This is a genomic window from Streptomyces sp. 142MFCol3.1 (genome assembly GCF_000424945.1).
In the GTDB taxonomy this organism is placed as follows: Bacteria; Actinomycetota; Actinomycetes; order Streptomycetales; family Streptomycetaceae; genus Streptomyces; species Streptomyces siamensis.
The window spans coordinates 88,259-114,232 of the sequence record NZ_AUKV01000004.1; the positions used below are offsets into that span (position 1 = coordinate 88,259).

Here is a 25,974-nt window from a genome sequence, read left to right on the forward strand (position 1 = left end):
TCGTGCCGTGCGCGGGCAACGGCCCTGTCCCTCCCCGGTGTTCAGAGTTTGCTCGCCTCGGCGCTGCGCACCCGCGTGGCCGTCGGCTGCGGGGTCTCGGAGGCGGGGCGCAGGATGCCGGCCGTGACGGCGCCGACCACGCACAGGGCGACCGGCAGGAGGAGAACCGTGTCGAGCGGGGCGAGGTGGGTGAGCGGGCCGATGACGGCGGGCCCGGCGAGCATGCCGAGGTAACCGAGACCCGCCACCCGGGACACGTTCGTCGCGGCCGTCTCGGGATCGGTGTGTCCGGCGGCGCTGAACAGCTGGGGGACACAGCCGGACAGGCCGATCCCGAACAGGGCCCAGCCGGCCAGCGCCAGGGGAATCCACGGTGCCAGAGCCGCCGTGCCGAGGCCGAGGGCGGCGACACCGGCTCCGTGGCGCAGGACGGCGACCGCTCCGACGCGGGCGGCGATGCGGTCGGTCAGCAGGCGTCCCACGGTCATCGCGGTCGCGAAGGCCCCGTAGGCGAGGGCCGCGGTGGAGGCGGGGGCGTCGAGGACGTCCCGCAGGTGCAGCGCGGACCAGTCGTTGGCCACCCCTTCGCAGAGCATCAGCATCAGGGCGAGCGCGGCCAGTACCCAGACACGGGGCGGTGTCCGCCGTCGTACGGAACCTCCGGCAGGGGCGGCGGCGCCCTGCACGGGCGAGGTGCGCAGCAGGGCGGGCGCGGCGAACAGGCCGGTCGTCAGTCCGAGCGCGGCGACCACGCCCAGGGTGGCGGCCGGGGAGACTCCCTCGCCGAGGGTGCGGGCGCCGAGCAGCGCGGCCAGCACACCGCCGATCGAGAAGACGGCGTGGAAGGCGGACATGACGGGGCGCCCGTAGGCGCGTTCGACGTGGACGGCGTGGGCGTTCATCGCGACGTCCAGGCAACCGTTGCCGAAGCCGAGGACCAGCAGGGCGCCGCCGAGCGCGAGGGGGCCGCTGGCCAGTCCGGGCAGGGCCAGCGCGCCGCTGCACAACGCCGCTCCGGCGGGTACGGCGATGCGGGCGCCGAGGCGGTCGGTGAGCGGACCGACCAGCTGCATTCCGGCGAACGCGCCGGCGCCGAGCGACAGCAGCAGCCAGCCGAGCACGGTGTGGCTGATCCCGGCACGATGCTCGATCACCGGGATGTGCACGATCCACATGCCCATGACGAAGCCGTTCAAGCCGAAGTAGAAGAAGGTGGCCCAGCGGGCGATCCGAAGCGAGCGTGGCATACGGTGAACATACAGAACATTTTCTTTGTTCGTAAACTCCCATCTCGAACATACTTGATGTTCAATAGGACTCATGAGCAGTGAACGACTGAGGCAGATCACGGATGCCGTGCGTGCGGCGGGCCGCATGGGCGTGGCCGAGTTGGCCGAGCTGACCGGGGCGTCGGAGATGACCGTCCGCCGCGATCTGGAGGTCCTCGCCGCGCAGGGCGTCCTGGAGCGCTACCGCGGCGGGGCCCGCACGCTGCTGTTGCGCGGCCAGGAGCCGCCGTTCGCGCTGCGCGCCGCCGAGGGCCAGGAGACCAAGCGGCGCATCGCCGAAGAGGTCTGCCGGCTGATCTCCGACGGCGAGTCGGTCGTCCTCGACAGCGGTACCACCTGCCTGGAGGTGGCCCGGGTCCTCCACGACCGCCGTGTCACCGTGATGCCGCTGTCCTTGCACGCCGTCAACGCCCTGACCGGCGGCCCGGAGGTGACCCTCCTCGTCCCCGGCGGCCAGCCGCGCCCCGGCGAACTCGCCCTGACCGGCCCGCTGACCGAGGCCTCGCTGGCCGCGCTGCGCTTCGACACCGCCGTCATCGGCTGCTGCGGCCTCACCGCGGCCGACGGCCTGACCGCCTTCGACCTGGCCGACGCCGCGGCGAAGCGCGCGGCGATCGGGTCGGCCCGTCGCGTGATCGCGGTCGCCGAAGCCCCCAAGCTGACCCGCACGGCCCTGGCCTTCGTCGCACCCGCCTCCGCGCTGCACGCGATCGTCACGGACACCTCGGCCCCCGATGAACCCAGCGCGGCCCTGGCCGCGGCGGGCGCCGTCATCCGGAAGGTGTGACCCCACGACGCACACCGCGCATCGGCCACGCCAAGCCCGACCCGGCCGCCTTCCGGTGGTGCGTCGACGCGCTGGGTACCGAGCCCCGGAACATCCTCTTCGTGGACGACCGCCACGAGAACGTGCGGGCCGCCGAAGAGCTCGGCATACAAGGCCACCTCTTCACCGGCGCTGCCCCGCTCAGGACCGTACTGACCTCCAACGTCCGAGGCAGCGGGGAGGCTTGACCGTCCACAAACGCCCTCCCGGTGGACTCACATCGTTGCCGCGTCCCGTCGGCAGGCGGCCTTCACCGGCCTCCGCCCGGCCCCTGAACAGCCTCACCCGGCCCACCCGGCGGGTCGGCCGGCCGCCGCTCCTACCGGCGCGCTCCGTGGATGTGAGAGGAAAGCGGCGGCAGAAGGGGCGCGCGTTCGGCCTGGGGGGACGATCCTGTATGCGGGGCGGTCCGGGCTGCGGAAGCCGTGGTCCGGGCGCCGTCCCGCAGCCGACCAGCACCGTGACCGCACTGTCCCGGTCTCGTCCGGGGATGGGAGGAGCGCGTGAGCGAGCGCACGAGCGAGGCGCCGTCCGAGAGGGGCGACGGCCGGCGGACGGATCCACTCGTCCAGTTGTCCCTGGCACAGCTGAGAGCGCGCACCAGCATGAAGTGGCGTACGCACCCCGAGGACGTGCTGCCGCTGTGGGTGGCGGAGATGGACGTCCCACTCGCAGCGCCCGTCGTCGACGCGCTGCGCACGGCCATCGATCTGGGCGACACCGGATACCCCCACGGAACCGCCTACGCCGAGGCGCTCGCGGCCTTCGCCGGCAAACGCTGGCAGTGGGACGACCTTCGCGTCGAGAACACGACCGTCGTGCCCGACGTCATGCTGGGCACCGTCGAGGTGCTCCGCCTGATCACCGGTCCCGGTGACGCCGTAGTGGTGTGCTCACCGGTGTACCCGCCCTTCTACGCATTCGTCTCCCACGACGCCCGTCACATCGTCGAGGCACCCCTCGGGCCCGGCCTGCGCCTCGACCTCGGCGCACTGGAAGACGCGTTCGTACGGGCCCGGCGGCACGGCAGGCGAGCGGCGTTCCTCATGAGCAACCCGCACAACCCGACCGGTACCGTCCATACGCGCGAGGAGCTCGAAGCGGTCGCTGAGCTGGCGCGCCGACACGGCGTACGGGTGGTGTCCGACGAGATCCACGGACCTCTGGCGCTGCCCGGCGCCACCTTCACCCCCTTCCTGACGGTGCCCGGCGCCGAGAACGCCTTCGCCCTGACCTCCGCCTCCAAGGCCTGGAACCTCGCCGGTCTCAAGGCCGCCCTCGCCGTGGCCGGCACGGAAGCCGCCGACGATCTGCACCGCATGCCCGAAGAGGTCGGCCACGGCCCCAGCCACCTCGGAGTCATCGCCCACACCGCGGCGTTCCGCGACGGGGGCGACTGGCTCGACGACCTGCTGACCGGACTCGACGCCAACCGCGCGCTGTTGGGACAGCTCGTCGACGAACACCTCCCCGGGGTGCGGTATCTGCCGCCCCAGGGCACCTATCTGGCCTGGCTGGACTGCACACACCTGAACCTGCACACCGACCACTGCTCCTCGGACGGTCCGGGTGTGGTCGGCGACGTGGCCGGACCGGCGAAGATGTTCCTCGACGAGGCCCGGGTCGCCCTCAGCTCCGGACACGTCTTCGGTACCGGCGGCGCGGGCCGCGTACGCCTCAACTTCGCCACCTCGCCCGCGGTCCTGCGCGAAGCGCTCACCAGAATGGGGCGCGCTCTGGCCGGACTGCGGGGCATGCGCAGCGACGCCGAAGGCCGGTGACCGCCACCACCGGCACCGGGCTCGCCGGGGATCACCGGGCAACGCGGCTTCCAGCCGGTCGAGTTGCGTCGGGAGTGAGGGTGCGTTCCGGTGACCGGTCCGAGGGCGGTACATTCCGCGCAGTAGGCGCACGGGGAGAGCGTGCGCCGGGGGCGGGGGTGTGTGATGCGTGCACGTGCGGCGACCCTGACCGTCGCCGTTCTGCTGTGCGGTGCTGTGTTCGGCGCGGCGGTGGCCCTGGTCGCGACGGGCGCGCGGGGGACGCTCGGGGCGACAACGTGCGTGCTGCTGTGGAGTGTCGGACTGATCGTCGCCTTTCTGGCCGGCTTCGCCGCACGTGGCCGCATCTCTCGGTCGGCCGGCGCGCCGGACACCGTCGGTGACGCGACCGGCGGGAGCGCCCCCATGGACGCGATGGAAGCGGCGGAGAAGACGCGGGCGGCTCCTGAACCCGCCGCGTCCTGGCGCGGCACCACCGTCCGGTCCGCGCTCGCGTTCGTCGTGTGCCTCGGCCTCGTCGGCGGGCTCTGGGCCCTCCGTGCCGGCGACGAGCCGGATCGGCGGCCGGCGGCAAAGGCTTCGGCCGGCGCGGAGCCGCCCGCGAGACCGACCGTCGCCTGGCACGTCGCGGCCACCGGCGACCGCTACGACGAGGGGCCCGGCGCCTGGGGACGTCGTCCCGCAGTGGCCAGAGATCGGCCCAGGCCGCCGTACGGCCGTCGTGCCGCGCCCGGTCCGCGGCGTGCAGCGCGAGGCTCTTGCCGACCCCGCCGGGCCCCGTCGGCGTGACCAGCAGGTCCCTGGCCAAGGCGTTGGTCGGATGGGCCGGTTCGCTGCCGCGGCCGACGAATCCCGTAGGTACCCCGGGCGGATTGCGCAACACCCCACCAGCCTTGCGTCCCGGCGAGACCCGCCGTGCCGGTTGAGCCGAGACGCGTGGCCGTGCGGGACCCGGGCCCCTCCTGCGTACGGCTCGCCCGGGCGGGACTCCACCCGCGAACCCGTGGCGGAAGACCGGTGACCGCCGGGCCGCGACGCCGCCGGCCCTGGCCGGCGGGCCGTCTGACCTTCGCCGCGGGTCACTCACGGAACGTCACCCCTCGAGGCACGGCGCGAACCGGACCCGCCGTGGGCCGACCGTTCCGCCGCTCCCTGCCGGCCACGCGTCGTCGTGGCTGTTGCTCACTTTCGGGTGAGGGAGCGTGCGGGGGAGACCTGGCTTGCCTGCAGGGGAGGGACGGGTGGCCGTTGCCGGTGGTGAATCCGGCGCGACGGGGCATCAAAGTGGGTCATTCAACGCATAGATGGACGTTGCATCCGAGTATCACGAGCATGTGCGGGATCCGTAACAGGCCTCGTGCCGGAGCCGCGGTCCGGTGTGCCGGCTGGAGGGTGTGGATGCGCGGCCACCCGGCCGCCACCCGCACAACACACCGGGCCGGCCTGCGGCTTTGCTGTCGCACGTGCCGGCGGGGGTGTGCTCTCATCCTGTGAAGGGGGACACCTAGTGTCCGTTTCTGCTTCTTTGATCGCCCGCCGTCTGACCGGCGTCACGGCCGTCGCCGCGGCCGTCGTGGGCGCGGTGGCACTGCCCGCCGTCGCCACCGGGCACCACCCGGGCGACCGGGACGGCGACCAGGTGATCATCAGCGCCGTCCAGTACGACGCGCCCGGCTGGGACAACCGCTCCATCCACTCCCTGAACAAGGAATGGGTGGAGATCACCAACACCAGCCGGCACGACGTGAACCTGGACGGCTGGACGCTGTCGAACGAGTACGGTCGCACGTACACCTTCCGCCACTTCCGGCTGGACGGCCGCGCGACGGTGCGCGTTCACACCGGAGTCGGACGGGACAGCGCGCGCGACGTGTACCAGGACCGTCGTGACCACGTGTGGGACAACCACGACGGGACGGCCACGCTCCGCACCGACCGCGGCCGCTTCGTCGACGAGGCCTCGTGGGGTGACTACCGCCGCCACGGCAACCGCCACGACCGTGACCGCGACCGCCGCTACGACGAGTCCCGCCGTGACCACGACGGTCGCCGCTGACGGGCCCGCGCATGCCGATACGCGCGGAACCCTGCGTCCGGCATGACCTGACCGACGGCGCACCGCTCCCTGTCAGCGGTGCGCCGCCGCCCCGCTCACCGGCCACGGCCCGTGCCACAGGGGTCCCGGCGCGCGACCAGGCGGCCGACACGGTGGTAGCGCCGCTGCACGTCGGGGCGGGCCGTCCGCCGTACGCGAAGGCGGTGACCGGCCTGGTCGGCGAACTGACCGCCCGCAGCGAGGAGTTCCGCACCCGGTGGCGGCCCGTGACGTGCGGGACCACCGTCGCGGCACCGAGCGGTTCGCCCATCCGCTGGTGGGGGAGCCGACCCTGCGCTTCGAGGCGCTGGAGATCGCCGGCGCCGGCGGGCTCGGCCTGATCGGCTGCACCGCCGGGCCGGGCTCCCCCTGCCACGAGGCCCTCCGGCCGCTCGCGAGCTGGATCATCGAGGACGGGCACTCGCCCGCCCGCCGGGACACGGACGCCACAGCGCGCACGTCGCAGGGCGAGTGGGCGCCCCCGCGCCCGACGACGGACTTCTCGCGTGGTGGCCCGCGGCCCGTCCAGACCGGCAGCCTGGCGTCAGTCGCGCCCGTGGTCGTCGCCGTTGCCGTCGTCGCTGTCGTGTTCGTCGTCGCCGGAACGATGGCGGTCGCCGCCCGAACGGTACCGGTCATCGTCGGCCCGAGTGGACACGGCCGTCCCGGTCCGCGCGTCGACACCGATCTCGTGCTCCAGCCCCGCGGAGTCGACGACGTCGACGTGCCACCCGACGGCGCCGCCCTCGTGGTCGTCGAGTTCGGCCGAGACCGCCGTACCGTCGACGACGCCGAGCGCCGCGTCCACCGCGCGGCCCAGATCGGCCCCGGCGGTCCGGGCCCGCGTGTCGTCGTCCCGGTCCCGGTCGGCACCGATCCCGAGGATCCTTCCGTCGCCGGCGTCGACGGTGACGTCGCGCTCCACGCCGGCGGCGTCGACGACCTCGACCTTCCAGACCGCCCGGCCCGCGCGTCCGTCGAGTTCGACCTCGGTGACGGTGCCCGCGACGGACTTGGCGGCCGCCTCGGCGGCGGACCCGAGATCGACGTTCGTGCCGTCCACGACGACACGGTGGTGACCGGAGTCGTCCCGCCCCTCGTCCGTAGGGCCGTTGTCGTCGTGCCGCGATGCGAGCGCGCCGCCCGCGGTCGTACGGGTGTCGTCGTCGTGCCGGTCGTCGGCGACCGCCACCGCGGTCGCCGCGGCGCCGCCGCCGAGGAGGGCGGTGGCCGCGAGCACGGCGGCCAGCGTGCGGTGACGACCTGTCAGGGGGCGCTTGAGAGCCTTCATCGAGGGGTGGTCCTTTCCTGGCGTCTGCGGCTCGACCGCAGCGGAGCCGACGACTCGGTCTGACGTGCACCACCATGGACGGGAGACCCTGAAGCCAGGCTGAAGCATCCTGAAGATCACTTCAGGTGTGGTCTGAGACGCTGTGCCCATGCGCCTGTTGATCGTGGAGGACGAGAGACGTCTCGCCATGGCCCTGGCCCGCGGCCTGGCGGCCGAGGGCTACGCCGTCGACACGGCCCACGACGGTGTCACCGGGCTCCGGCTGGCACAGGAGCGCGACTACGACCTGATCCTGCTGGACATCATGCTGCCCGGCCTCAACGGCTACCGGATCTGCACCCAGTTGCGTGCCGCGGGAGACGACACCCCGATCCTGATGCTCACCGCGAAGGACGGCGAGTACGACGAGGCCGAGGGTCTGGACACCGGCGCGGACGACTACCTCACCAAGCCGTTCTCCTACGTCGTGCTCCAGGCCCGTGTCCGCGCGCTGCTGCGCCGCCGGACGCGCGGTGGCGCCCCGGTACTGCGGATCGGCGACCTGACGGTCGATCCCGACGCCAGGCGTGTCGACCGCTCCGGGACCGAAGTGGTGCTGACGGCCAAGGAGTTCGCGGTCCTGGAACACCTCGCACTGCACGCCGGGCAGGTGGTGTCGAAGGCCGACATCCTCGGTGGCGTATGGGACTTCGCGTACGACGGCGACCCCAACATCGTCGAGGTCTACGTGAGCGCGCTGCGCCGTAAGATCGACCTGCCCTTCGGACGGCGGTCCATAAGGACCATCCGCGGGGCCGGGTACCGGCTGGAGGCCGACGGCGGTCGCGGTGCCTAGCCCGTTCTCCTCGGTACGGGCCCGGGCCGCGCTGGCCGCCACCCTCGTCGTGTGCGTCGCACTGATCGCGGCGGGCACGGCGGTCGTCGCCGTCCTGCGGCACAACCTCACGGACCGTGCTGGGCTGGAGTCCGAGGTCAGGGCCCGCACCGTGGCCGCTGCCCAGGCCGCGCTGAACGGCGACTTCGGCGGACTGGATCTGCCCGACGACGAGGACGACCCCGTCCAGGTCGTCGACTCCGCGGGCCGGGTGCTTGCCGCGAGCGACGACCTGGACGGGCGCGCTGCCGTCGCCGACTACGCCCCGGCCGCCGCCGGCACTCCCTCGAGTACCGCGTCCGACGGCAGCGGCGACGACCACGGAGGCGACAACCACGGCCGCGGCGGCCATGGCGGCGACGGCCGTGACGACGACAACGGGGACGACGAGGACAACAGCCCGCCGCGCGGCAAGGTCGGCACGGACGTGGATCACAGGACACTGAGGGTCACGGTGGGCGGCGAAGCCCACGACTACACCTTCGCCGCGGTGCAGGGCACCACCTACGGAGGCCGGACGTACACGGTGTACGCCGGCACCTCCCTCGACGACCAGCAGGCCACGCTCGCCCAGGTGTCCCGGGCCATGCTGACCGGTCTGCCGTTCCTGCTGGTGGTGGTCGCCGGGGTGACGTGGCTGGTCACCCGGCGTGCGCTGCGCCCGGTGGAGGGGATCCGCTCGGAGATGGCGGAGATAACGGGCAGCGGGGACCTGGCGCGTCGTGTGCCCCAGCCCCGCTCACGCGACGAGATCGCCCGGCTGGCGAGCACCACCAACGAGACGCTGGCCGCCCTCGAGAAGTCCGTCGAGCGGCAGCACCGCTTCGTCGCCGACGCCTCGCACGAACTGCGCAGCCCCATCGCCAGTCTGCGCGCCCAGCTCGAAGTCGCCGAGCAGCACCCCGGCCTGCTGAACACCACCGACCTGCTGCACGACGTCGTGCGCCTGCAGGGTCTGGCCACCGATCTGCTGCTCCTCGCCCGCCTCGACGCGGGTGAACAGCCGGGCGGCACCGCTGTCGACATGGCCGTACTGGTGGCGCAGGAGGTCGCCCGGCGCGCCCAGTCCGGCCGCATCACCCCCACCCTGAACATCGAGGACACCGCGCTGTCGGTCCGGGGCAGCGGCGGGCAGTTGTCCCGCGTCCTGGTCAATCTCCTGGACAACGCCCAGCGGCATGCGGCCGCCGCGGTCACCGTCGCCCTGGAGGCCGAGGGGGACGTCGTCCTGCTGACCGTCGCTGACGACGGCCACGGCATCGCACCTGCCGACCGCGAGCGCGTCTTCGAGCGCTTCGTCCGCCTCGACGAGGCCCGCGGCCGCGACGACGGGGGAACGGGTCTCGGACTCGCCATCGCCCGTGACGTCGTGCACCGGCACGGGGGAACACTGGCCGTCACCGACGCACCGGGTGGCGGTGCGGCCTTCGAGGTCCGGCTGCCCCGGGCGGGCTGAAGGCCGTCTCCGGGCCCCGCGGACCGCATACCCTCGGCGGGTACGTCAGTGCGCCCAGACGCCGGGCCCGCCGCCGCGCCACTCGATCCACTCGGCGGTTTCGACGTCCGCGGCCTCGATGTCCTCCCACCCGGCCCGGCGCAGGAATTCCGCGATGTCGACCAGCGTGTAGGCCAGGCCGACGAAGCGTTCGCCGACACGGACGCGACGGCCGCCGTCGGGGGCCGGGGCGTAGACGACCGCGGATATCTGCATGCGTCCAGAGTGACGAGGGCTCCCGGCCCGCGCATTCGGGGCCGTGCGCCGGCCGGTAATGCCGAACACGGTGACGCGCGGAAGGCTCGCCGGCCGCCTGCCGGGCCCGCGGGATGAACGGCCGTTCGGGTGATCCGTATTTACCCCGATAGTGCTTGGAAACCAAGGGATACCGGTGCACCGGCCGCTGCCGACACGCTTTGCGACCGATTCGGAGTGGCAATCTCCCAGTGCCCGAACGAGACTGATCTTACGGTTCGTGATCAGAAGCGAACACGGGTCCGCGGCCGATGGCCGATCGGGCTGTCAGCCGTGGCACGAGGACTGTGGCACGAGGACAAAAGGCAACCATTTCGTGCCGATGTGGCATCGGCGAGCGAGACGTCCTTCAGGAGGTCAAATGGTGGAGAAGTCCTCCGAGGTCCATATAGCCGGGCCGGACCGGTTCGTTGTCGGCGAGCACAGCAGCGCCGGCACGTTGGGGATGGACACCGAGAGTAAATTCGCGGAAGTGCTGGCCCAGGTCACCTGCGTCGAAGACGTTCCGGTCGACGCGCACTTCTTTGACGATCTCGGCGCCAATTCTCTGGTGATGGCCCAATTCTGTGCGCGAATCAGGAAGATGCCCGGCCTGCCGTCCGCGTCGATGAAGGACATCTATCGGAACCCCTCGATCAGAAGTCTGGCGGCGGCCCTGACAGCGGCGGATCCCGCGACGGTCGGCGTTCACGCCCGGACATCGCAGGCGGCGCGGACCACGCCGGTGCTCCAGCCGATGCCGAATCCGACGAGCAAGCTGAACTATTTCCTCTGCGGCACGTTCCAGTTGGCGATTTTCCTGGCGTACTCCGTGGTGTTCGGACTGATAACCGCTCGGGGTTACGAGTGGGTCGCCGCCGGTTCAGGTGCAGTCGACATCTACCTGAGATCTGTCGTGTTCGGGAGCTGCGGTCTTCTGGCTGTGTTCCTCCTCCCGATCGCCGTCAAATGGATCCTCATCGGCCGCTCGAAACCATGTGAATTCCCCGTCTGGGGCATGGCCTACATGCGCTTCTGGGTCGTGAAGGCGCTGCTCCACAGCAATCCCATCGTCCTCTTCGCCGGAAACCCGCTGTTCGTGCTGTACCTCCGGGCGCTCGGTGCGCGGATCGGCAGCGGGGTCACGATCCTCTCCCACTCCGTACCGGTCTGTGCCGACCTGCTCACGATCGGCTCGGGCAGCGTGATCCGCAAGGATTCGTCCTACCTCTGCTATCGCGCCCACGCGGGGCGTATCCAGACCGGCCGGGTCACGCTCGGACGCGATGTGTTCATCGGCGAGAAGACGGTTCTGGACATCGACACCTCGATGGGCGACGGAGCCCAGCTCGGCCACTCCTCCGCGCTGCACCGTGGTCAGTCGATCCCGGACGGCGAGCACCGGCACGGATCGCCGGCGCAGCCCACCGACATCGAGCACGTGAGGGTCGCCCCGGCGACGTGCGGTGCCCTGCGACGGACCTGGTTCGGCCTCGTCACCGTGCTCCAGATGTTCTTCCTGTACGTACCGCTGGGCGTCGGCGGGCTGTACATACTGTTCATCGAGGTTCCGGAACTCGGCCGGCGACTGGGGCCGGACACGAGCGGACTCGCGACGTCGGTGCTGATCACCGATGCCGTGTATCTCTCCCTCGTGGTGTTCTTCGGCTTCATCGTCCTGGGCCTGGCCTGGTTGTACACCGTGCCCCGTGTGCTGAATCTGGCCCTCGAGCCCGACAAGGTCTATCCGCTCTACGGGTTCCACTACGCGGCGCACCGGGCGATCGCCCGCATGACGAACATCAAGTTCTTCGGCTGGCTCTTCGGTGACAGTTCGTACGTCGTGCACTATCTGCGCGGTCTCGGATACGACCTGTCCCGCGTCCAGCAGACCGGGTCCAACTTCGGCACCGAGCTGCAGCAGGACAACCCGTATCTGGTGACCGTCGGTACGGGGACGATGGTGGCCGACGGACTGTCGATCGTGAACGCGGACTACTCCAGCACGTCCTTCCGGGTGTCCCGGACCTCGATCGGACCGCACAACTTCCTCGGGAACAACATCGCCTATCCCGCGGGCGGCAGAACGGGCAAGAACTGCCTGCTCGCGACGAAGGTGCTGATCCCTCTCGACGGTGAGATCCGCGAGGGCGTGGGGCTGCTCGGTTCGCCCTCCTTCGAGATTCCCCGGTCGGTGGAACGCGACGCGCGGTTCGACGACATCAGTACGGGAGACGAACTGCGCCGCCGCCTGTCCGCGAAGAATCGCTACAACCTCCGCTCGATGGCGGTCATGCTGTTCGCGCGCTGGGTGTTCACCTTCCTGCTCACGCTGTTCGCCCTCGCCTCCATCGACTTCTACGGTGTGTTCGGGCACGTGGTGATAGCGGCCTATCTGGCGCTCTCGCTCGCGTTCACCGCCGGCTACTACATCCTCGTGGAGCGTCTGGCCGGTCGGTTCCGCCGGCTGACACCTCAACTGTGCTCCATCTACGACCCGGCCTTCTGGTGGCACGAGCGCATCTGGAAGGTGCCGGACGAGCACCTGAACATCTTCAACGGAACCCCTTTCAAGAACGTGATCTGGCGGCTCATGGGGGTTCGTATCGGCAAGAGGGTGTTCGACGACGGTTGCTACCTGACGGAGCGGACCCTCGCCACCATCGGCGACGAGTGCACCCTGAACTTCGGCAGCAAGATCCAGTGCCATTCCCAGGAGGACGGCACGTTCAAGTCCGACGTCTCCACCCTCGGCGCCGGCTGCACGCTCGGTGTGGGCGCGCATGTGCACTACGGCGTGACGATGGGGGACGGCGCCGTGCTGGCAGCCGACTCCTTCCTCATGAAGGGCGAAGAGGTCCCGGCGAGGGCGCGGTGGGGCGGAAATCCCGCCGTAGACATGCCGGATGCGTTCGAACCACTGCCCTTCGGCGTCGAAACGGTGAAAGCGACGACGCCCTCGGTCAACGGCACTGCGGCGAAGGTGGGTTCATGATGGAGACGCGCGTGGAGTCGGACCGGGAGTTCTGGAGCCGTGTCCTGACCGCCGGTGGGTTCACCGCGGTGCCACGGTGGGCTCGCGAGCCCGTCCAGGGGGTCGCCGAGTACGAGGTGGCCGTGCCGGACGACGTCCTGCGGGCCCTGCGTGAGCTGGTGCGGGAGTCCGGCGTCCCGCTGAGCACGGTGCTGCTCGCGGCGCACGCCAAGGTGCTGGCCGCGCTCTCCGGCGAACCCGAGGTGGTCACGGGCTACGTCACGGGTTCGCGGAGCGGACCGCTGCCGTGCCGGCTGACCGTCGGCCCCGGATCCTGGCGCGCGCTGCTGACCGGTGTCCAGCGCGTCGAGGAACAGCTGCTGGCACACCAGGACTTCCCTATGGCCGAGCTGCGGCGGGAGCTGGGTGTGGCCGGGCCGTCGTACGAGGTCGCCTTCGACGCGGCGGCCTCCGCGAGCGGTCTCGACGACGACACGGCGCTCGGCGTCAGATGGTGCGACCGCGGCGAACGGCTGCTGATGCGGCTGCGGTACCGCACCCAGGTCATCGACGGCGAGTGCGCGGCCCGGATCGGCGGCTATCATCTGGCCGTGCTGCGGTCGGTGGCGGCGGACCCCGACGCCGAGCACACGCGGCAGAGTCTGCTGTCCGCCGACGAGGTGCGCGAGCAGCTCGAAGGACTGGCCGGACCCCGCAGGGAGCTGCCCGACGCGCGGGCGCACGAGCTGTTCGAACAACGGGTACGGGAACACCCGGAGGCGGTGGCCGTGGTGCACGGCGACCGCGAGTGGACGTACGGCGAGCTCAACGCTCGCGCGAACCGACTGGCGCGCGCCCTGCTGGAGCGCGGACTCGGGCGCGAGGACGTCGTCGCCGTGGTGACCGAACGCAATCCCGACTGGGCCGCCGCGATCCTCGCGGTCTTCAAGGCGGGCGGCGTGTACCTGCCGATCGAGCCGCACTTCCCGGCCGGTCGCATCCAGGCGACGCTGTCGCGGGCCGCCTGCCGGCTCGTGCTGACCGAAACCGGCAGCACCCACACCCTCGACCAGGCGCTCACCACCCTGCCCGGGGTCGAGAAGCTGCTGATCGAGGACGCGTACGCGCAGCAGCACGCCGACGGCGACGTCGGTGTGAGCGTCGCCGCCGACCAGTTGGCGTACATCTACTTCACCTCCGGCTCCACCGGCGAGCCGAAGGGCGCCATGTGCGAGCACGCGGGCATGCTCAACCATCTCTTCGCGAAGATCGACGACTTGGGGATCGTGCAAGGGCGTGTGGTGGCGCAGACGGCCCCGCAGTGCTTCGACATCTCCTTGTGGCAAGTGCTGTCCGCCCTGCTGGTGGGCGGTCGGACACTGCTGGTCGCGCAGGAGGCGATCGTCGACGTGGAGCAGTTCCTCGACACGCTCGTCCGCGACCGGGCCGGAGTGGTGCAGGTAGTGCCCTCCTACCTGGAAGTGGTGGTGTCGTACCTGGAACGGCATCCGCGCGAACTGCCCGACCTGCGCTGTGTGTCGGTGACCGGTGAGGCGCTGAAGCGGGAGCTGGTCCAGCGCTGGTTCGCGATCCAGCCGGGGATCAAACTGGTCAACGCCTACGGACTGACCGAGACCTCGGACGACACCAACCACGAGGTGATGACCGGGGTGCCCGAGCGGGTCCTGCTGGGGCGCGCGGTCAACAACGTGCACGTCCACGTCGTCGACGAGCAACTGGCACTGGTCCCCCTGGGCGCGCCCGGACTCATCGCGTTCTCGGGTGTCTGCGTGGGCCGCGGATACGTCAACGACCCCGAACGGACCCGCGAGGCCTACCGCGAGAACCCTCACCGGCCCGGTGAGCGGCTCTATCTGGGCGGTGACTGGGGGCGCTGGCACCCCGGCGGCAAGCTGGAGTTCCTCGGCCGCCGGGACAACCAGGTCAAGATCCGCGGTTTCCGCATCGAGATCGGCGAGATCGAGAACACGCTGCTGCGGGTGACCGGAGTGCGGGACGGCGCGGTCGTCATCGCCGAGCGGGCCGGCGACAGCAAACACCTCGTCGCCTTCTACTCGGGCCGGGAACTGCCCACGGACGAGCTGCGTGAGGCGCTCGCCGCCCAACTGCCCGCCTACATGGTCCCCTCGGCCGTCCACTGGCAGCAGAGCTTGCCGCTGACCGCCAACGGCAAGATCGACAGGAAGGCGCTGACCGCGCTGGCCGAACAGACGCCGGCGGCGCAGAGCGACGGTGCGGGAAAGCGCGAGGACGCCCCGCTCACTCCGTCCGAGCGGAAACTCGCGGGCGCCTGGGCCGAGTTGCTGGGTGTCCCGGAGTACCGGATCGGCAGGCGCGACCACTTCTTCGACTCCGGCGGCACCTCACTGTCGGCGGTGAAGCTCACCATCGCCCTGGACCGCGCGGTGTCCCTCAAGGACATCACCCGGCACCCGGTGCTCGCCGATCTGGCCGCACTGCTCGACGGCGCCGCCCGCCGCCCCCCGGAGCTGCTGCAGCCGCTGTCGACGCCGGCCGGCGTGCCCGAGTACGCCCTGGTGTGCTTCCCCTACGCGGGCGGCAACGCGGTCAACTACCAGCCGCTGGCACGTGCGTTGGCAGGCAGCGGCATGGACACGACGGGCGGTCCGCACGGACCGGACCGGCTCGCGGTGTACGCCGTGGACCTCCCCGGCCACGACCTGGCCGCCCGGAACGAGCCGTTCGCCCCGATAGAGCAGGTGGCGGAACAGGTCGTCGCCGAGGTCACCCGGCGTGGTCTGACCCGCGTCATGCTGTGGGGCCACTCCTCGGGTGCGGCGCCGGCGGTGGAGACCGCCCGCAGGCTCCAGGAGCGCGGCATAGACGTCCCACGGGTGTTCCTCGGCGCACAGCTGCTCGGCTCCGCCGCCGAACGTCGGGCCGCGCTCACCGAACTGACCGGCCGCAGCGACACCGAGATCGCCGCGGGCCTGACGGCGGACGGCGGATACACAGAACTCGGCGAGCTGAACGCGCAGCACACCGCGCAGATAGGCGCCGCCTACCGGCACGACTACACGTGCGCACACCGCTACTTCGCCGAGGCGCTGGAAGCCGCGCCGACCGCGAAACTGTCCGCGCCGGTCACGGTGGTCGTGGCCGCCGACGATCCCGTCACCGCCGGATACCGCGACCGCTACCGCGACTGGCAGCACCTGGCCGAACACGTCGAACTGCACGAACTCGCCGACGGCGGCCACTACTTCCTGCGCATCCGTCCCGCTGAGGCGGCCCAGGCCGTCCTCGGCGCAGCCGAACCACTGGCCTCCCCCTGAAACCCGGCCGGGAGATTCCCCGAGCCGCCGGAGGACCGACCGAAAGGAACCCGAGATGTCGTCCTCACCAATGGCACCACCGCTCGACCTGGATCTGCGGCCGGACAGGCCTCCGGTGCTGCACGTCGAGACGCCCGGTGACGCGCCGAGTTGGGCGACCCAGTACCGCGACGCCCTGCACGCGCAGGTCACCGAGCACGGCGCTCTGATCGTCCGTGGTCTGGCACTGCGGGAGCCTGAGCAGACCGGTGCCGTCTTCCAGGGACTGACCAGCGGTCTGATGACCGAGCGCGAGGCCTTCGCTCCCCGCGAGACGTACCGCCCCGGGGTCTACTCGTCCTCGACCTGGCCGCCCAACCAGCCCATGTGCATGCACCACGAACTGAGCTACACGCTCGAGGTTCCGGGCCTGATGCTGTTCGCGTGCCTGACCGCCCCGGAAAGCGGCGGAGCGACGGCGGTGGCCGACGCCGAGCAGATGCTCCAGGCACTGCCCACCGCGCTGAGCGAACGCTTCGAGCGGGAGGGATGGCTGCTGACCCGCAGCTACAACGACGAGATCGGCGCGTCCCTGGAGGAGTCCTTCGGGACCGACGACCCGACCGCCATCGAGCGCTACTGCCACGCCAACGACATCGAGTTCACCTGGCAGCCGGACGGGTCCCTGCACACCCGGCAGCGGCGCAGCGCCGTGGTGCGGCACCCGCTCACCGGCCGGCGCTGCTGGTTCAACCAGATCGCCTTCCTCAACGAATGGACCCTGGCCCCTGAGGTCCGTGAGTACCTGGTCGATGTCTACGGCGAGGACGGACTGCCGTTCAACACCCGCTTCGGGGACGGATCTCCGATCGGCGAGGACGTCGTCCAGGTGCTCAACAGCACCTACGACGCCCACACGCGCCGTGAGCCGTGGCAGGCCGGTGACCTGATGCTCGTGGACAACATCCGCACCGCGCACAGCCGGGAGGCCTACACCGGGGAACGCCGGGTGCTCGTCGCCATGGCCGAGCCCCGACGCCTCGCCGACAGCGGCCCGGCACCGGAGGCGAGTCGGCGATGACCCACCTGTTGTCGCCCGCCGAAGAGCGGGCCGCGTCCCATCCGGCCTCGGTGCCGACCTTCGCCGTGATCTCTGGCGCACAGGTGCAGCAGGCGCTGGGCGGCCGGGAGAAGCAGATCGTGGAACTCGTCGAGGCCACCTACCGGCTGCACGGCGCCGGTGACTCGGTGAACCCGCCGTCGTACTTCCTGCGCTTCCCCGACCGGCCCGCCTCGCGCATCATCGCGCTGCCGGCCTCCATCGGCGGATCGGTGAACGTCGACGGCCTGAAGTGGATCTCCAGCTTCCCGGCCAACGTGTCGGCCGGGCTGCCCCGTGCCTCGGCGGTCCTGATCCTCAACGACCACGACACGGGCTATCCCTTCGCCTGCATGGAAAGCTCCATCATCAGCGCGACCAGGACTGCGGCGTCCGCCGCGCTGGCGGCCGACTGGCTCAGCCGCACCCGCGGCCGACCGGCCCGTGTCGGGTTCTTCGGCACCGGGCTGATCGCCCGCTACATCCACACCTTCCTGGCCGGCACCGGCTGGACGTTCGACACGGTCGGCCTGCACGACCTGTCCGCGGACAGCACCGCCGGGTTCGCCGGCTACCTGCGAACGACCGGCGCCGCAGGGAAGGTCACCGTCCACGACAGCGCCGAGGAGCTGATCCGCTCCAGCGACCTGGTGATCTTCGCCACCGTCGCCGGTGAGCCGCATGTCACCGACCCGGGGTGGTTCACGCACAACCCGCTGGTGCTGCACGTGTCCCTGCGCGACCTCGCCCCCGAGATCCTGCTCGGCTCGGCCAACTTCGTCGACGACGTCGAGCACTGTCTCAAGGCGAACACCTCGCCCCACCTCGTGGAACAGCTCACCGGCAACCGTGACTTCCTCGACGGCACCCTTGACGACGTCATGTCCGGACGGAAGGCACCGCCGGCCGACCGGCCAGTGATCTTCTCGCCCTTCGGGCTCGGCGTCCTCGACCTGGCCGTCGGCAAGTACGTCTACGACGAAGTAGCCCGGGAGGGCCAGCTCCGCATCATCGACGACTTCTTCCACGACCTGCGCCGACACGGCTGAACCGACCGTCAGCCAAGGCACCAGGAGGCCCACCGTGCCCGTCATAACCTCTCCCTACGCCTTCAACGAGAGCAGGCTCTACGTCGATCTCGAACCGATATTCGGGCGTCGCCTCTACCTGAAGTGCGAGGGGTTCAACTTCGCCGGCTCCATCAAGCTGAAGGCCGCGAACGAGATGGTGGAGAGTGCCGAGCGCGAGGGAGTCCTGAAACCGGACTCGATCCTCATCGAGTCCTCGTCAGGCAACCTCGGCGTGGCGCTCAGCATGATCGCCGCGAGCAAGGGCTACCGGTTCCTGTGCGTGACGGACTCCCGGTGCAACCTGTCGACCAGGCTCCTCATGGAGGCGCTCGGCAGCGAGGTGCACGTCGTGGCCGACCTCGACGCCAACGGCGGCTTCCTCGGCAAGCGGATCGACTACGTCCGAGCTCTGTGCGCGTCCGACGACCGCTACGTGTGGCTCAGCCAGTACACCAACGAGGGCAACTGGCGGGCACACTTCCGTACGACCGGGCCGGAGATCGCCGAGCACTTCCCCGAGCTCGACGTGCTCTTCATCGGAGCGGGCACCACCGGCACCCTGATGGGCTGCGCGCGCTACTTCCGCGAGTGGAACCGCGAGGTGCGGATCGTCGCGGTGGACAGCGTGGGCTCGGTCGCCTTCGGCGGCCCGCCCGGCCGCCGGATGATCCCCGGCCTGGGCATGAGCATGCGCCCGCCGCTGCTCGACGAGTCCTTCGTGGACGAGGTGGTCCGCGTCGAGGAGGCGGACACCATCCGCACCTGCCACCGGCTGGCCAGACGCGGCTTCCTGTTCGGCGGCTCCACGGGGACCGTGGTCAGCGGCGCGATGGACTGGCTGGCCCGGCACGGGTCACGCGACCTCACCACGGTGGCCATCGCCCCGGACCTCGGCGAGCGCTACCTCGACACCATCTACCAGATCAACTGGCTCCAGGATCTGTACGGCGACGACATCCTCGAGACCGAGGGGATCGCGCCGTCCTCGGCCACGGCCGAGTCCGCCACGGACTCGGCCACGGCCGAGTCCGTGGCGCGCACGCCGCACCGGCCGAGTCCCTAGCGATTCGTCCTCGCACGATCCGGGCCCGGCTCACGCCGGGCCGTCCGGGCCGGGCGCCCCTTCCTCCGGGAGGGCGGCGTCCGGCCCGGCCTCGTCGAGGAGGACGTTCGGGAGCGCCTGCTCGGCCCAGATCACCTTGCCGTGCGGGGTGTAACGGGTACCCCAGCGTTCGGCGATCTGCGACACCAGGAACAGGCCCCGGCCGCCCTCGTCCGTCGTGGCCGCGTAGCGCAGATGCGGTGAGGTGCTGCTGCCGTCGGACACCTCGCAGGTCAGCGTCCTGTCGTGGATGAGCCGCACATGGATCGGCTCGGAGGCGTACCGGATGGCATTGGTGATGAGCTCGCTCAGGATGAGCTCCATGCTGAAGGCGAGCTCGGCCAGCCCCCACTCCTCGATCTTCTCGGTCACGGCCTCGCGCATCCCCGCGACGGCGGCCGGATCGGCGGCCACGTCCCAGTCGGCGATCCGGTCGGGCGACAGCCCCCGGGTACGGGCGATGAGCAGGGCGACGTCGTCCTTCGGGCGCTTGGGCAGCAGGGCCGCCAGCACCTCCCGGCAGCTCTCCTCGGGAGGCCGCTCGGGGTGCCCCGCGAGCGCCTCGCGCAGCAGTTCCATGCCCACGTCCAGATCGCGACTGCGGTCCTCGATGAGGCCGTCGGTGTACAGCACGAGCTGGGTGCCGTCGGCGAGCTCCAGCTCCTCGGTCTGGAACGGCATCCCGCCGAGGCCGAGCGGAGGCCCGCCCGGCAGGTCCGGGAAGGTGACCGTTCCGTCCGGGTGGACCAGCGCCGGCGCCAGGTGTCCCGCGCGCGCCATGACGCAGCGGCGCGTCACGGGGTCGTAGATCGCGTACAGACAGGTGGCGCCCACGACGTGCTCGGGGCTCTCCGTACCCGTCTCGTCCTGGTCGATGCGGCCGACCAGGTCGTCCAGATGGCTCAGCAGCTCGTCGGGCGGCAGGTCGAGGGTGGAGAAGTTGTGCACGGCGGTCCGCAGGCGCCCCATGGTGGCGGCGGCGTGCAGGCCGTGGCCGACCACGTCCCCGACGGCCAGCGCCACCCGGCCCCCGGGCAGCGGAATCACGTCGAACCAGTCTCCGCTCACGTTCGCCTGGGCGGGGAGGTAGCGGTAGGCGATGTCGAGGGCGTTCTGTTCGGGCAGGGCCCGCGGCAGCAGGCTGCGCTGGAGGGTGACCGCCATGGCGTGCTCGCGCGTGTAGCGGCGGGCGTTGTCGATGCTCACCGCGGCGCGCGCCACCAGTTCCTCCGCCAGGGACAGCTCCTCCTCGTCGAACGGCTCGTGGTCTCCGCAGCGCCAGAAATTGACCATGCCCAGGACGGCGCCGCGTGCCTGGATCGGGGCGGCGACGAGGGAGTGGATGCCGTAGTCGATGATCTTCTGGGCGCGTACGGGGTCCTGCGCCTGCCACCCGGTGGCGGCCGCCAGGTCCGTCACGAGCTCGCTGTGGCCGCTGCCGTAGCTGCGCGCCTGGGGCGTGGACGGCACGAAGTCGATCAAGCGCCCCATCTCGTAGAGCGGGTGATCGCTGCGGATGCCCTCCACGGCCGAACGGCGCATGCCCGTCGCGGTGGGGGCCGGCTCCTCGCCGCGGAGCACGGCGTCGGCCAGATCCACGGTGACGAAGTCGGCGAAGCGGGGGACGGCGACCTGTGCCAGTTGTTCGGCGGTGTCCTTCACGTCCAGGGTGGTGCCGATGCACAGACCCGCGTCGTACAGCAGCTTCAGCCGCTCCCGCGCGGTCTCCGCCCGGCCTGTCACCGCTTGGAGCTCGGTGGAGTCGCGCAGCGTCACCACCGATCCCTTGGGGCCCCCGTCCGGATCCGTGGGGCGCTGGTTGACGGCCAGCAGCCGATCTCCGGCGAAGTGCACCTCGTCGGTGGCCTCGCGCCCGGAGACGAGCAGTTCGACGGTCTCGGGGTCGAGACCCGGCAGCTCGGAGACGAGCCGTCCCTCGACGTCCGGGGGCAGCTCCAGCAGCCGTCGGGCCTCGTCGTTGGCGAGCAGCAGCCGTCCGTCGTCCGCGACGATGAGCACGCCCTCGCGCACGGAGTGCAGCACCGTGTCGTGGTGGTCGTACATGCGGGTCATCTCGTCCGGCGCCAGGCTGTGCGTCTGCCGTCGTAGCCGCCTTCCCACCAGGGCCGTCCCGCCGGTGGCCAGCACGAGCGCGCCGGCTCCGGCGCCCAGGATGATCGGCAGCTGCCGGGCCACCTGGTGGGTCACGTTCTTCACCTTCAGCCCGGCAGAGACGAGGGCGATCACCTTGCCGTCGTCGTCCTTGATGGGGACGGTGGCCTGCACCTCGCGCCCGAGCGGACCGTTGACGCTCTCCGTGTAGACCTTGCCTGCGAGTGACGGCTCGATGGTGCCCACGAACCTCTTCCCGATGCGGCTCGGGAGCGGGTGCGTGTAGCGGATGCCCTCCGTGTCCATGACCACGATGAAGTCGACGCCGGCGACCTTGCGCGCCGCCTCGGTGAGCGGCTGGAGGACTTTGCTCGGGTCCGGGGCGGCGAGCGCCTCCTGCACGCCGGGGGAATGGGCGAAGGTCTCCGCGACGGCAATGGAACGACGCTTGGCCTCGGCGTTCGTGTCACGTCCGGACTGCAGGACGAGGGCGAACACGCTGAAGGCCACGAGCAGCACCACCACGGCCACCTGGAGCAGGAACACCTGCCCGGCTACGCTCCGCGGGCTCCTGCTGACCAGTGACCTCAGTGAAAGGCGTCGAAAACCGGCGAAACGATCCGCCATGTGACCTTTCTAGCACCGGTGATCCCGAGTGGCCATGGGCCGCCCGAGAGTGGATCTTGCCGTGTCCGCTCTCCGGGGCCGTTCGGGGCGTGTGCCGCATGCCCTGTTCCGCCTGCCCGGAAAGCGGCTCGGGGGCGGGTCCTCCGGGGTGTGAGCGGTCGCTCGCCGTGTCCGGGTGCGTGCCCGTCGGAGATTGGCGTCCGCTTTGGACCGATATGATTCTGTTTGTGGTCAAGTTCGGACGGCTGCGGGGCCATCGACCCCACTACGGCGGCGGGTGGCAAGCTGCCCAGCTGTCACCGATGATCCTGACGGTCCTCATCACCGGCCTTGCGTTCTCCACGCCGAGAGAGATCGCCTTCAGCCGCCTCCTGCCCGCCGCCCCCGCTCTCGCCGCAGCCATGTGGACCGTCGTCCCCACGATCCTGCTGGGCGGGTTCTGCCTCGTGGTGATGATCGTCCTCAGCTTCTTCTATGAGGACCTGGGCACGCAGTACACCTCGGCCGCCATCATCGCGGTCACCCTCGCCGCCGCGTACGCGAGCCATGTCCGACTCCAGCGGGAGGAGATCCTCCTCCAGGTCCGGCTCGTCGCCGACGCGGCCCAGAAGGTATTGCTGCGCCCCCTGCCGCGCCGCATCGAGGACGTCGAGATCGAGTCCCTGTACCTCGCAGCCCAGGAGCAGTCCCGGATCGGTGGCGACTTCTACGAGGCGGTCGGCACGCCGTACGGGGTACGGCTGCTCATCGGCGACGTGCGGGGCAAGGGACTGTCCGCGGTCGGCGCGGCCTCGGCGGTGATCAGCTGCTTCCGGGAAGCCGCGTACGACGAGTCCGACCTGAGGAGCGTCATCTACCGCCTGGAAGCCAGCATCAACCGTCACAGCGCCTCGTTTCCCGGCCAGGACCTGCCCGAACGCTTCGCCACCGCCCTCGTCGCCGAGATCCCCCACGGCGGCGGACGCGTCCGCATCCTCAACTGCGGGCACCCGCCCCCGCTGCTCGTGCACGGCGACAACATCCGCGTGCTGGAGCCCACCATCGCCTCGCCCCCGCTCAACCTCGCGGAGCTCATGGGGCACCAGTACTGCGTCGACACGGTCGCCCTGGGGGCGGGCGACCAGCTGCTGCTCTACACCGACGGCGTCTCGGAGACCCGGGACCGGACCGGTGCGTTCTTCCCGCTGCCGGACTGGATGCGGGGGCAGATCCTGCAACCGCCCCGAGGACTGCTCGACCGCCTCCACCACGACCTGCTCGAGTACAGCGGGGGACGACTCGACGACGACATCGCCGCCCTCGCGGTGCGCTGCCCGAACACACTGGGCCGGGAGCGTTTGGCGTAGGCGGGCTCCGACGTGCGCGCGCCGGGCTCCGGTGCGGCCGTGGCAGTCTCGGTGCGTGCATACCGGGTTTCGGTGCCACCGCCACCGTGTGCGTCCGTGTGCGCGCCGGTCTTCGGCCACCGCGAGGACCCCTCCCGAGTGTGTGCGCCGCCCGTCGGCGTCACCCCGTCCGCCCCGGTGGGACCGCGCCGACCCGCTGGTCCCGGGAGCGCAGCCGTCGCAGCATCCGGGCATCCTCGAAGCCCACCTCGCGGGCGGCGGCATCCAGCGTCGCCCCGTGCCCCGCCAGGTGCTCGGCCCGCTCCAGTCGCAGGGTCTGCTGGTAACGCAACGGAGTCAGCCCGTTCGTGGCCCGGCTGAACAGACGGGTCAGGGTGCGCTCGCTGACTCCCGCGTACGCGGCCAGGGCCGCCAGCGGCAGCGGCTCGGTGAAGCGTCGCTCGATCAGGTCCTGGACCCTGTGCACCGTGTCGTCCAGGTGTGAGCGGTGCCGCAGCATGGCGCTCGCCTGGGGCTCGCCGCCGTTGCGCCGGGCGTAGACGACGATGTCCCGTGCGACCTGGGCCGCGAGCGCCGGACCGTGCCGGACCGCCAGCAGATGCAAGGCGAGATCGATGCCGCTGGCGATGCCCGCGGACGTCACCACACGGTCGTCCGTGGTGAACAGCACGTCGCGCACGACGGTCGCCCGGGGGTACCGGGAGGCCAGTTCGTCCTGCACGTCGTGGTGCGTGGTGCAGCGCCGGCCGTCCAGCAGACCGGCCCTGCCGAGCGCCTCCGCCCCGGCACACACGCTGGCGACGGTGCCGCCCGCGCCGTGATGGGTGCGCAGCCTCTCCAGCGTCTCCGCGCCGGGTTCCGGCCCCTGGCACAGGCGGTGAGCCCGCCAGCCCGGCACGACGACGAGGTCGTCGGGGCCCAGCTCGGGCCACCGGGTGTCCGCGGCGAGCGGCAGCCCCTGCGCGCTGACCACCTGCTCTCGCTCGGCGACGTACGCGAGGGCGTAGGGCTGCCCGAAGTCCGCCGCCGTGCTGAAGACCTGAGCCGGACCGGCCAGGTCCAGGAGGTGGACCCCGGGCAGAAGGACGAAGAGGACTCGGCTCACACCGGAGATACTTCCAGCTCGGCCTCCAGCTCGGCCACCGAAGCGATGCGCGCGAAGCGGTCACGGAGGACCGCCTCGGTGCGTTCGATGATCGCGGCGGCGCTCAGGCCGCCGATCGGATTCGTGGCGGTGGCGTCGGTGACGAAGACCATGCGGTACCCGAGGTCGCTGCCCACACGCGTCGTCGTCTCGACGCACTGCTCGGTACGGATCCCGCAGACCCACAGCTCGCCGACCCCGGCCTCCGTCAGCAGCTGCTGGAGGTTGGTCGTCGTGAAGGCGTTGTGCGAGGTCTTGTACAGCACGGCCTCGTCCGGCCGTGGCCCGTCCAGTTCCTCCAGCAGGCGCACGTGCCCGGACCGGGGATCGAACACGTCGCCGCTTCCCGGTTCGGTGTGCAGCACCCAGAAGATCCGGTCGCCCGAGGCCCGGGCCAGGGCGACCAGCCGGTTGACCGGCTCGGCGATCCCGGGATCGGAAATCTCCTCCCACAAGGGGCGGGCACGGAAGGACTCCTGGACATCCACGACTATCAGCGCTCGGTTCATGACATCGATTCTGAGCTGCCGAGACACATGAACCCCAGGCCCGATCCAGGCCCGTGCCGGAACGATCCGGTCAGCGTGAACGCCCGCGGAACTCCTCGCCGGGCGGCCGGCCCGGGTCCGCGCACGGCCCGGGCCCGGCGACGCGTCCTCCCGACGGCGAGCGACGCGTCTTCCCGACCGCTGGCCTACGTGGCAGCCAGGAGCGGCGTCACGACTCCGTGGCGCCCTCCGGACCGTCCGTCCCGGAAGGCAGCCACCAGACCGCCGCCCAGCAGCACGCCCGCACCACGAAAGCTCCCGCCAGCGCCCACCCCACGCTGCTCACGTGGACATCGGACATCCAGGCGATCAGGTACCACACCAGTGTGTCCTGGAGCAGGCCGACGATCGCCAGCAGGGGCAGCAGAAGGCCTTGGCGCGGGTCCTTGGGGGTGGCCCAGATCGCGGTGCTGACGCCCGCGAAGACGACGTACGCGATGACGTAACCCAACAGCGCGCTCTGACCGGTCTCGTCGAGCGTGATGCCGGGAAGCGCGGCGGCGAGCGCGACTCCCGGAAGCAGGCCGACCTGTTGTCTTCGTATGTCCTTCATGATCGGGACTTTGGCAGACACCGCCCCGCTCGGGAAGGGGTGCCGACGATCAGCCGTGTACGGACCCCGTCCGCCGCCACCCGGACCCGGATGTGTGGATCGTGAAAGGATTCGAGTCGCAAATCTCCTGATGCGCACGTGACTTGAACGGGCGTCAGCAGGGAAGGTTCGAGATGCCGTCCGGGGGGCCTCTGGGCGAAGGGCTGGCACGATCAAAT

The 25,974-nt window shown here is 70.9% G+C and carries 20 protein-coding genes and 1 pseudogene; 14 read left to right on the forward strand and 7 right to left on the reverse strand.

Features of this window, described 5'->3' with window-relative positions:
- Positions 1–41 precede the first annotated feature (41 nt).
- Positions 42–1,247: an MFS transporter gene (locus H305_RS44720; RefSeq protein WP_051370404.1), complete on the reverse strand. Its 1,206-nt coding sequence runs from the start codon at positions 1,245–1,247 to the stop codon at positions 42–44.
- A 73-nt stretch (positions 1,248–1,320) separates the two neighbouring features.
- Between H305_RS44720 and H305_RS0106825 the strand changes: the two genes are divergently transcribed.
- From H305_RS0106825 to H305_RS53265, 6 genes and pseudogenes are all read left to right on the forward strand, one after another.
- On the forward strand, positions 1,321–2,076 hold the full coding sequence (locus H305_RS0106825; protein ID WP_028799753.1) for a DeoR/GlpR family DNA-binding transcription regulator: 756 nt from the start codon (positions 1,321–1,323) through the stop codon (positions 2,074–2,076).
- The gene (locus tag H305_RS0106830; RefSeq protein WP_028799754.1) at positions 2,073–2,303 is read left to right on the forward strand and encodes an HAD-IA family hydrolase; all 231 of its coding nucleotides are present in this window, start codon (positions 2,073–2,075) and stop codon (positions 2,301–2,303) included. Before H305_RS0106825 ends, H305_RS0106830 begins: the two co-directional genes overlap by 4 nt.
- Positions 2,304–2,618: 315 nt before the next feature.
- Positions 2,619–3,896 (forward strand): MalY/PatB family protein, encoded by a 1,278-nt coding sequence (locus H305_RS44725; RefSeq protein ID WP_234020640.1) that lies wholly within the window; start codon positions 2,619–2,621, stop codon positions 3,894–3,896.
- Positions 3,897–4,061: 165 nt separating this feature from the next.
- Complete coding sequence (locus H305_RS53260; protein WP_028799755.1) at positions 4,062–4,685, forward strand: hypothetical protein; 624 nt, start codon at positions 4,062–4,064, stop codon at positions 4,683–4,685.
- Positions 4,686–5,403: 718 nt separating this feature from the next.
- Positions 5,404–5,952, forward strand: a complete 549-nt coding sequence (locus H305_RS44730; RefSeq protein ID WP_028799756.1) for a lamin tail domain-containing protein — start codon at positions 5,404–5,406, stop codon at positions 5,950–5,952.
- Between the two features lie 11 nt (positions 5,953–5,963).
- Positions 5,964–6,370: pseudogene (locus H305_RS53265) on the forward strand (hypothetical protein); the annotation flags it as partial.
- A 165-nt stretch (positions 6,371–6,535) separates the two neighbouring features.
- On the opposite strand, the gene H305_RS53270 reads toward H305_RS53265, so the two are convergent.
- The gene (locus H305_RS53270; protein ID WP_051370406.1) at positions 6,536–7,282 is read right to left on the reverse strand and encodes a PepSY domain-containing protein; all 747 of its coding nucleotides are present in this window, start codon (positions 7,280–7,282) and stop codon (positions 6,536–6,538) included.
- A 148-nt stretch (positions 7,283–7,430) separates the two neighbouring features.
- Here H305_RS53270 and H305_RS0106860 point away from each other — a divergent pair, with 148 nt between their 5' ends.
- Entirely contained in the window at positions 7,431–8,117 is a 687-nt protein-coding gene (locus tag H305_RS0106860) for a response regulator transcription factor (RefSeq protein WP_028799758.1), read from the forward strand.
- Complete coding sequence (locus H305_RS0106865; protein WP_028799759.1) at positions 8,110–9,612, forward strand: sensor histidine kinase; 1,503 nt, start codon at positions 8,110–8,112, stop codon at positions 9,610–9,612. The genes H305_RS0106860 and H305_RS0106865 overlap by 8 nt, the downstream gene beginning before the upstream one ends.
- Before the next feature lie 45 nt (positions 9,613–9,657).
- Here H305_RS0106865 and H305_RS0106870 read toward each other — a convergent pair whose 3' ends face one another.
- Positions 9,658–9,867: a hypothetical protein gene (locus H305_RS0106870; protein ID WP_028799760.1), complete on the reverse strand. Its 210-nt coding sequence runs from the start codon at positions 9,865–9,867 to the stop codon at positions 9,658–9,660.
- A gap of 400 nt (positions 9,868–10,267) precedes the next feature.
- On the opposite strand from H305_RS0106870, the gene H305_RS44745 reads away from it, so the two are divergent.
- From H305_RS44745 to sbnA, 5 genes are read left to right on the forward strand one after another with little or no spacing between them, the layout of a single operon-like run.
- Complete coding sequence (locus H305_RS44745; RefSeq protein WP_037762713.1) at positions 10,268–12,880, forward strand: Pls/PosA family non-ribosomal peptide synthetase; 2,613 nt, start codon at positions 10,268–10,270, stop codon at positions 12,878–12,880.
- Positions 12,880–16,176: a non-ribosomal peptide synthetase gene (locus H305_RS0106880; protein WP_028799761.1), complete on the forward strand. Its 3,297-nt coding sequence runs from the start codon at positions 12,880–12,882 to the stop codon at positions 16,174–16,176. Before H305_RS44745 ends, H305_RS0106880 begins: the two co-directional genes overlap by 1 nt.
- A gap of 55 nt (positions 16,177–16,231) precedes the next feature.
- Entirely contained in the window at positions 16,232–17,236 is a 1,005-nt protein-coding gene (locus H305_RS0106885) for a TauD/TfdA family dioxygenase (RefSeq protein ID WP_028799762.1), read from the forward strand.
- Complete coding sequence (sbnB, locus tag H305_RS0106890; RefSeq protein ID WP_028799763.1) at positions 17,233–18,303, forward strand: 2,3-diaminopropionate biosynthesis protein SbnB; 1,071 nt, start codon at positions 17,233–17,235, stop codon at positions 18,301–18,303. The genes H305_RS0106885 and sbnB overlap by 4 nt, the downstream gene beginning before the upstream one ends.
- 34 nt (positions 18,304–18,337) lie before the next feature.
- On the forward strand, positions 18,338–19,387 hold the full coding sequence (gene sbnA, locus H305_RS0106895; protein WP_028799764.1) for a 2,3-diaminopropionate biosynthesis protein SbnA: 1,050 nt from the start codon (positions 18,338–18,340) through the stop codon (positions 19,385–19,387).
- A gap of 30 nt (positions 19,388–19,417) precedes the next feature.
- Here the strand turns inward: sbnA and H305_RS0106900 are convergent, their stop codons facing one another.
- Positions 19,418–22,165, reverse strand: coding sequence for a SpoIIE family protein phosphatase (locus H305_RS0106900; protein ID WP_028799765.1), 2,748 nt, complete (start codon positions 22,163–22,165; stop codon positions 19,418–19,420).
- Between the two features lie 302 nt (positions 22,166–22,467).
- Here H305_RS0106900 and H305_RS0106905 point away from each other — a divergent pair, with 302 nt between their 5' ends.
- Positions 22,468–23,511 (forward strand): PP2C family protein-serine/threonine phosphatase, encoded by a 1,044-nt coding sequence (locus H305_RS0106905; protein WP_420708032.1) that lies wholly within the window; start codon positions 22,468–22,470, stop codon positions 23,509–23,511.
- A 160-nt stretch (positions 23,512–23,671) separates the two neighbouring features.
- On the opposite strand, the gene H305_RS0106910 is transcribed toward H305_RS0106905, so the two are convergent.
- The 3 genes from H305_RS0106910 to H305_RS44750 form a co-directional block, all read right to left on the reverse strand.
- On the reverse strand, positions 23,672–24,616 hold the full coding sequence (locus H305_RS0106910) for a GlxA family transcriptional regulator (protein ID WP_028799767.1): 945 nt from the start codon (positions 24,614–24,616) through the stop codon (positions 23,672–23,674).
- Positions 24,613–25,164 (reverse strand): cysteine hydrolase family protein, encoded by a 552-nt coding sequence (locus H305_RS0106915; RefSeq protein WP_028799768.1) that lies wholly within the window; start codon positions 25,162–25,164, stop codon positions 24,613–24,615. The genes H305_RS0106910 and H305_RS0106915 overlap by 4 nt, the downstream gene beginning before the upstream one ends.
- Positions 25,165–25,372: 208 nt before the next feature.
- Positions 25,373–25,756 (reverse strand): hypothetical protein, encoded by a 384-nt coding sequence (locus H305_RS44750; RefSeq protein ID WP_051370407.1) that lies wholly within the window; start codon positions 25,754–25,756, stop codon positions 25,373–25,375.
- Positions 25,757–25,974: the final 218 nt, after the last annotated feature.

What these genes read in the sequence shown, in the direction of transcription:
- H305_RS0106885 (WP_028799762.1), top strand. Translation starts at nt 16,232, where the DNA reads ATGTCGTCCTCACCAATGGCACCACCGCTCGACCTGGATCTGCGGCCG.
- H305_RS0106825 (WP_028799753.1), top strand. Translation starts at nt 1,321, where the DNA reads ATGAGCAGTGAACGACTGAGGCAGATCACGGATGCCGTGCGTGCGGCG.
- H305_RS44720 (WP_051370404.1), bottom strand. Translation starts at nt 1,247, where the DNA reads ATGCCACGCTCGCTTCGGATCGCCCGCTGGGCCACCTTCTTCTACTTC.
- H305_RS53260 (WP_028799755.1), top strand. Translation starts at nt 4,062, where the DNA reads ATGCGTGCACGTGCGGCGACCCTGACCGTCGCCGTTCTGCTGTGCGGT.
- H305_RS0106870 (WP_028799760.1), bottom strand. Translation starts at nt 9,867, where the DNA reads ATGCAGATATCCGCGGTCGTCTACGCCCCGGCCCCCGACGGCGGCCGT.
- sbnB (WP_028799763.1), top strand. Translation starts at nt 17,233, where the DNA reads ATGACCCACCTGTTGTCGCCCGCCGAAGAGCGGGCCGCGTCCCATCCG.
- H305_RS0106900 (WP_028799765.1), bottom strand. Translation starts at nt 22,165, where the DNA reads ATGGCGGATCGTTTCGCCGGTTTTCGACGCCTTTCACTGAGGTCACTG.
- H305_RS44745 (WP_037762713.1), top strand. Translation starts at nt 10,268, where the DNA reads ATGGTGGAGAAGTCCTCCGAGGTCCATATAGCCGGGCCGGACCGGTTC.
- H305_RS0106860 (WP_028799758.1), top strand. Translation starts at nt 7,431, where the DNA reads ATGCGCCTGTTGATCGTGGAGGACGAGAGACGTCTCGCCATGGCCCTG.
- H305_RS44750 (WP_051370407.1), bottom strand. Translation starts at nt 25,756, where the DNA reads ATGAAGGACATACGAAGACAACAGGTCGGCCTGCTTCCGGGAGTCGCG.
- H305_RS53270 (WP_051370406.1), bottom strand. Translation starts at nt 7,282, where the DNA reads ATGAAGGCTCTCAAGCGCCCCCTGACAGGTCGTCACCGCACGCTGGCC.
- H305_RS0106880 (WP_028799761.1), top strand. Translation starts at nt 12,880, where the DNA reads ATGGAGACGCGCGTGGAGTCGGACCGGGAGTTCTGGAGCCGTGTCCTG.
- H305_RS0106915 (WP_028799768.1), bottom strand. Translation starts at nt 25,164, where the DNA reads ATGAACCGAGCGCTGATAGTCGTGGATGTCCAGGAGTCCTTCCGTGCC.
- H305_RS0106905 (WP_420708032.1), top strand. Translation starts at nt 22,468, where the DNA reads ATGATCCTGACGGTCCTCATCACCGGCCTTGCGTTCTCCACGCCGAGA.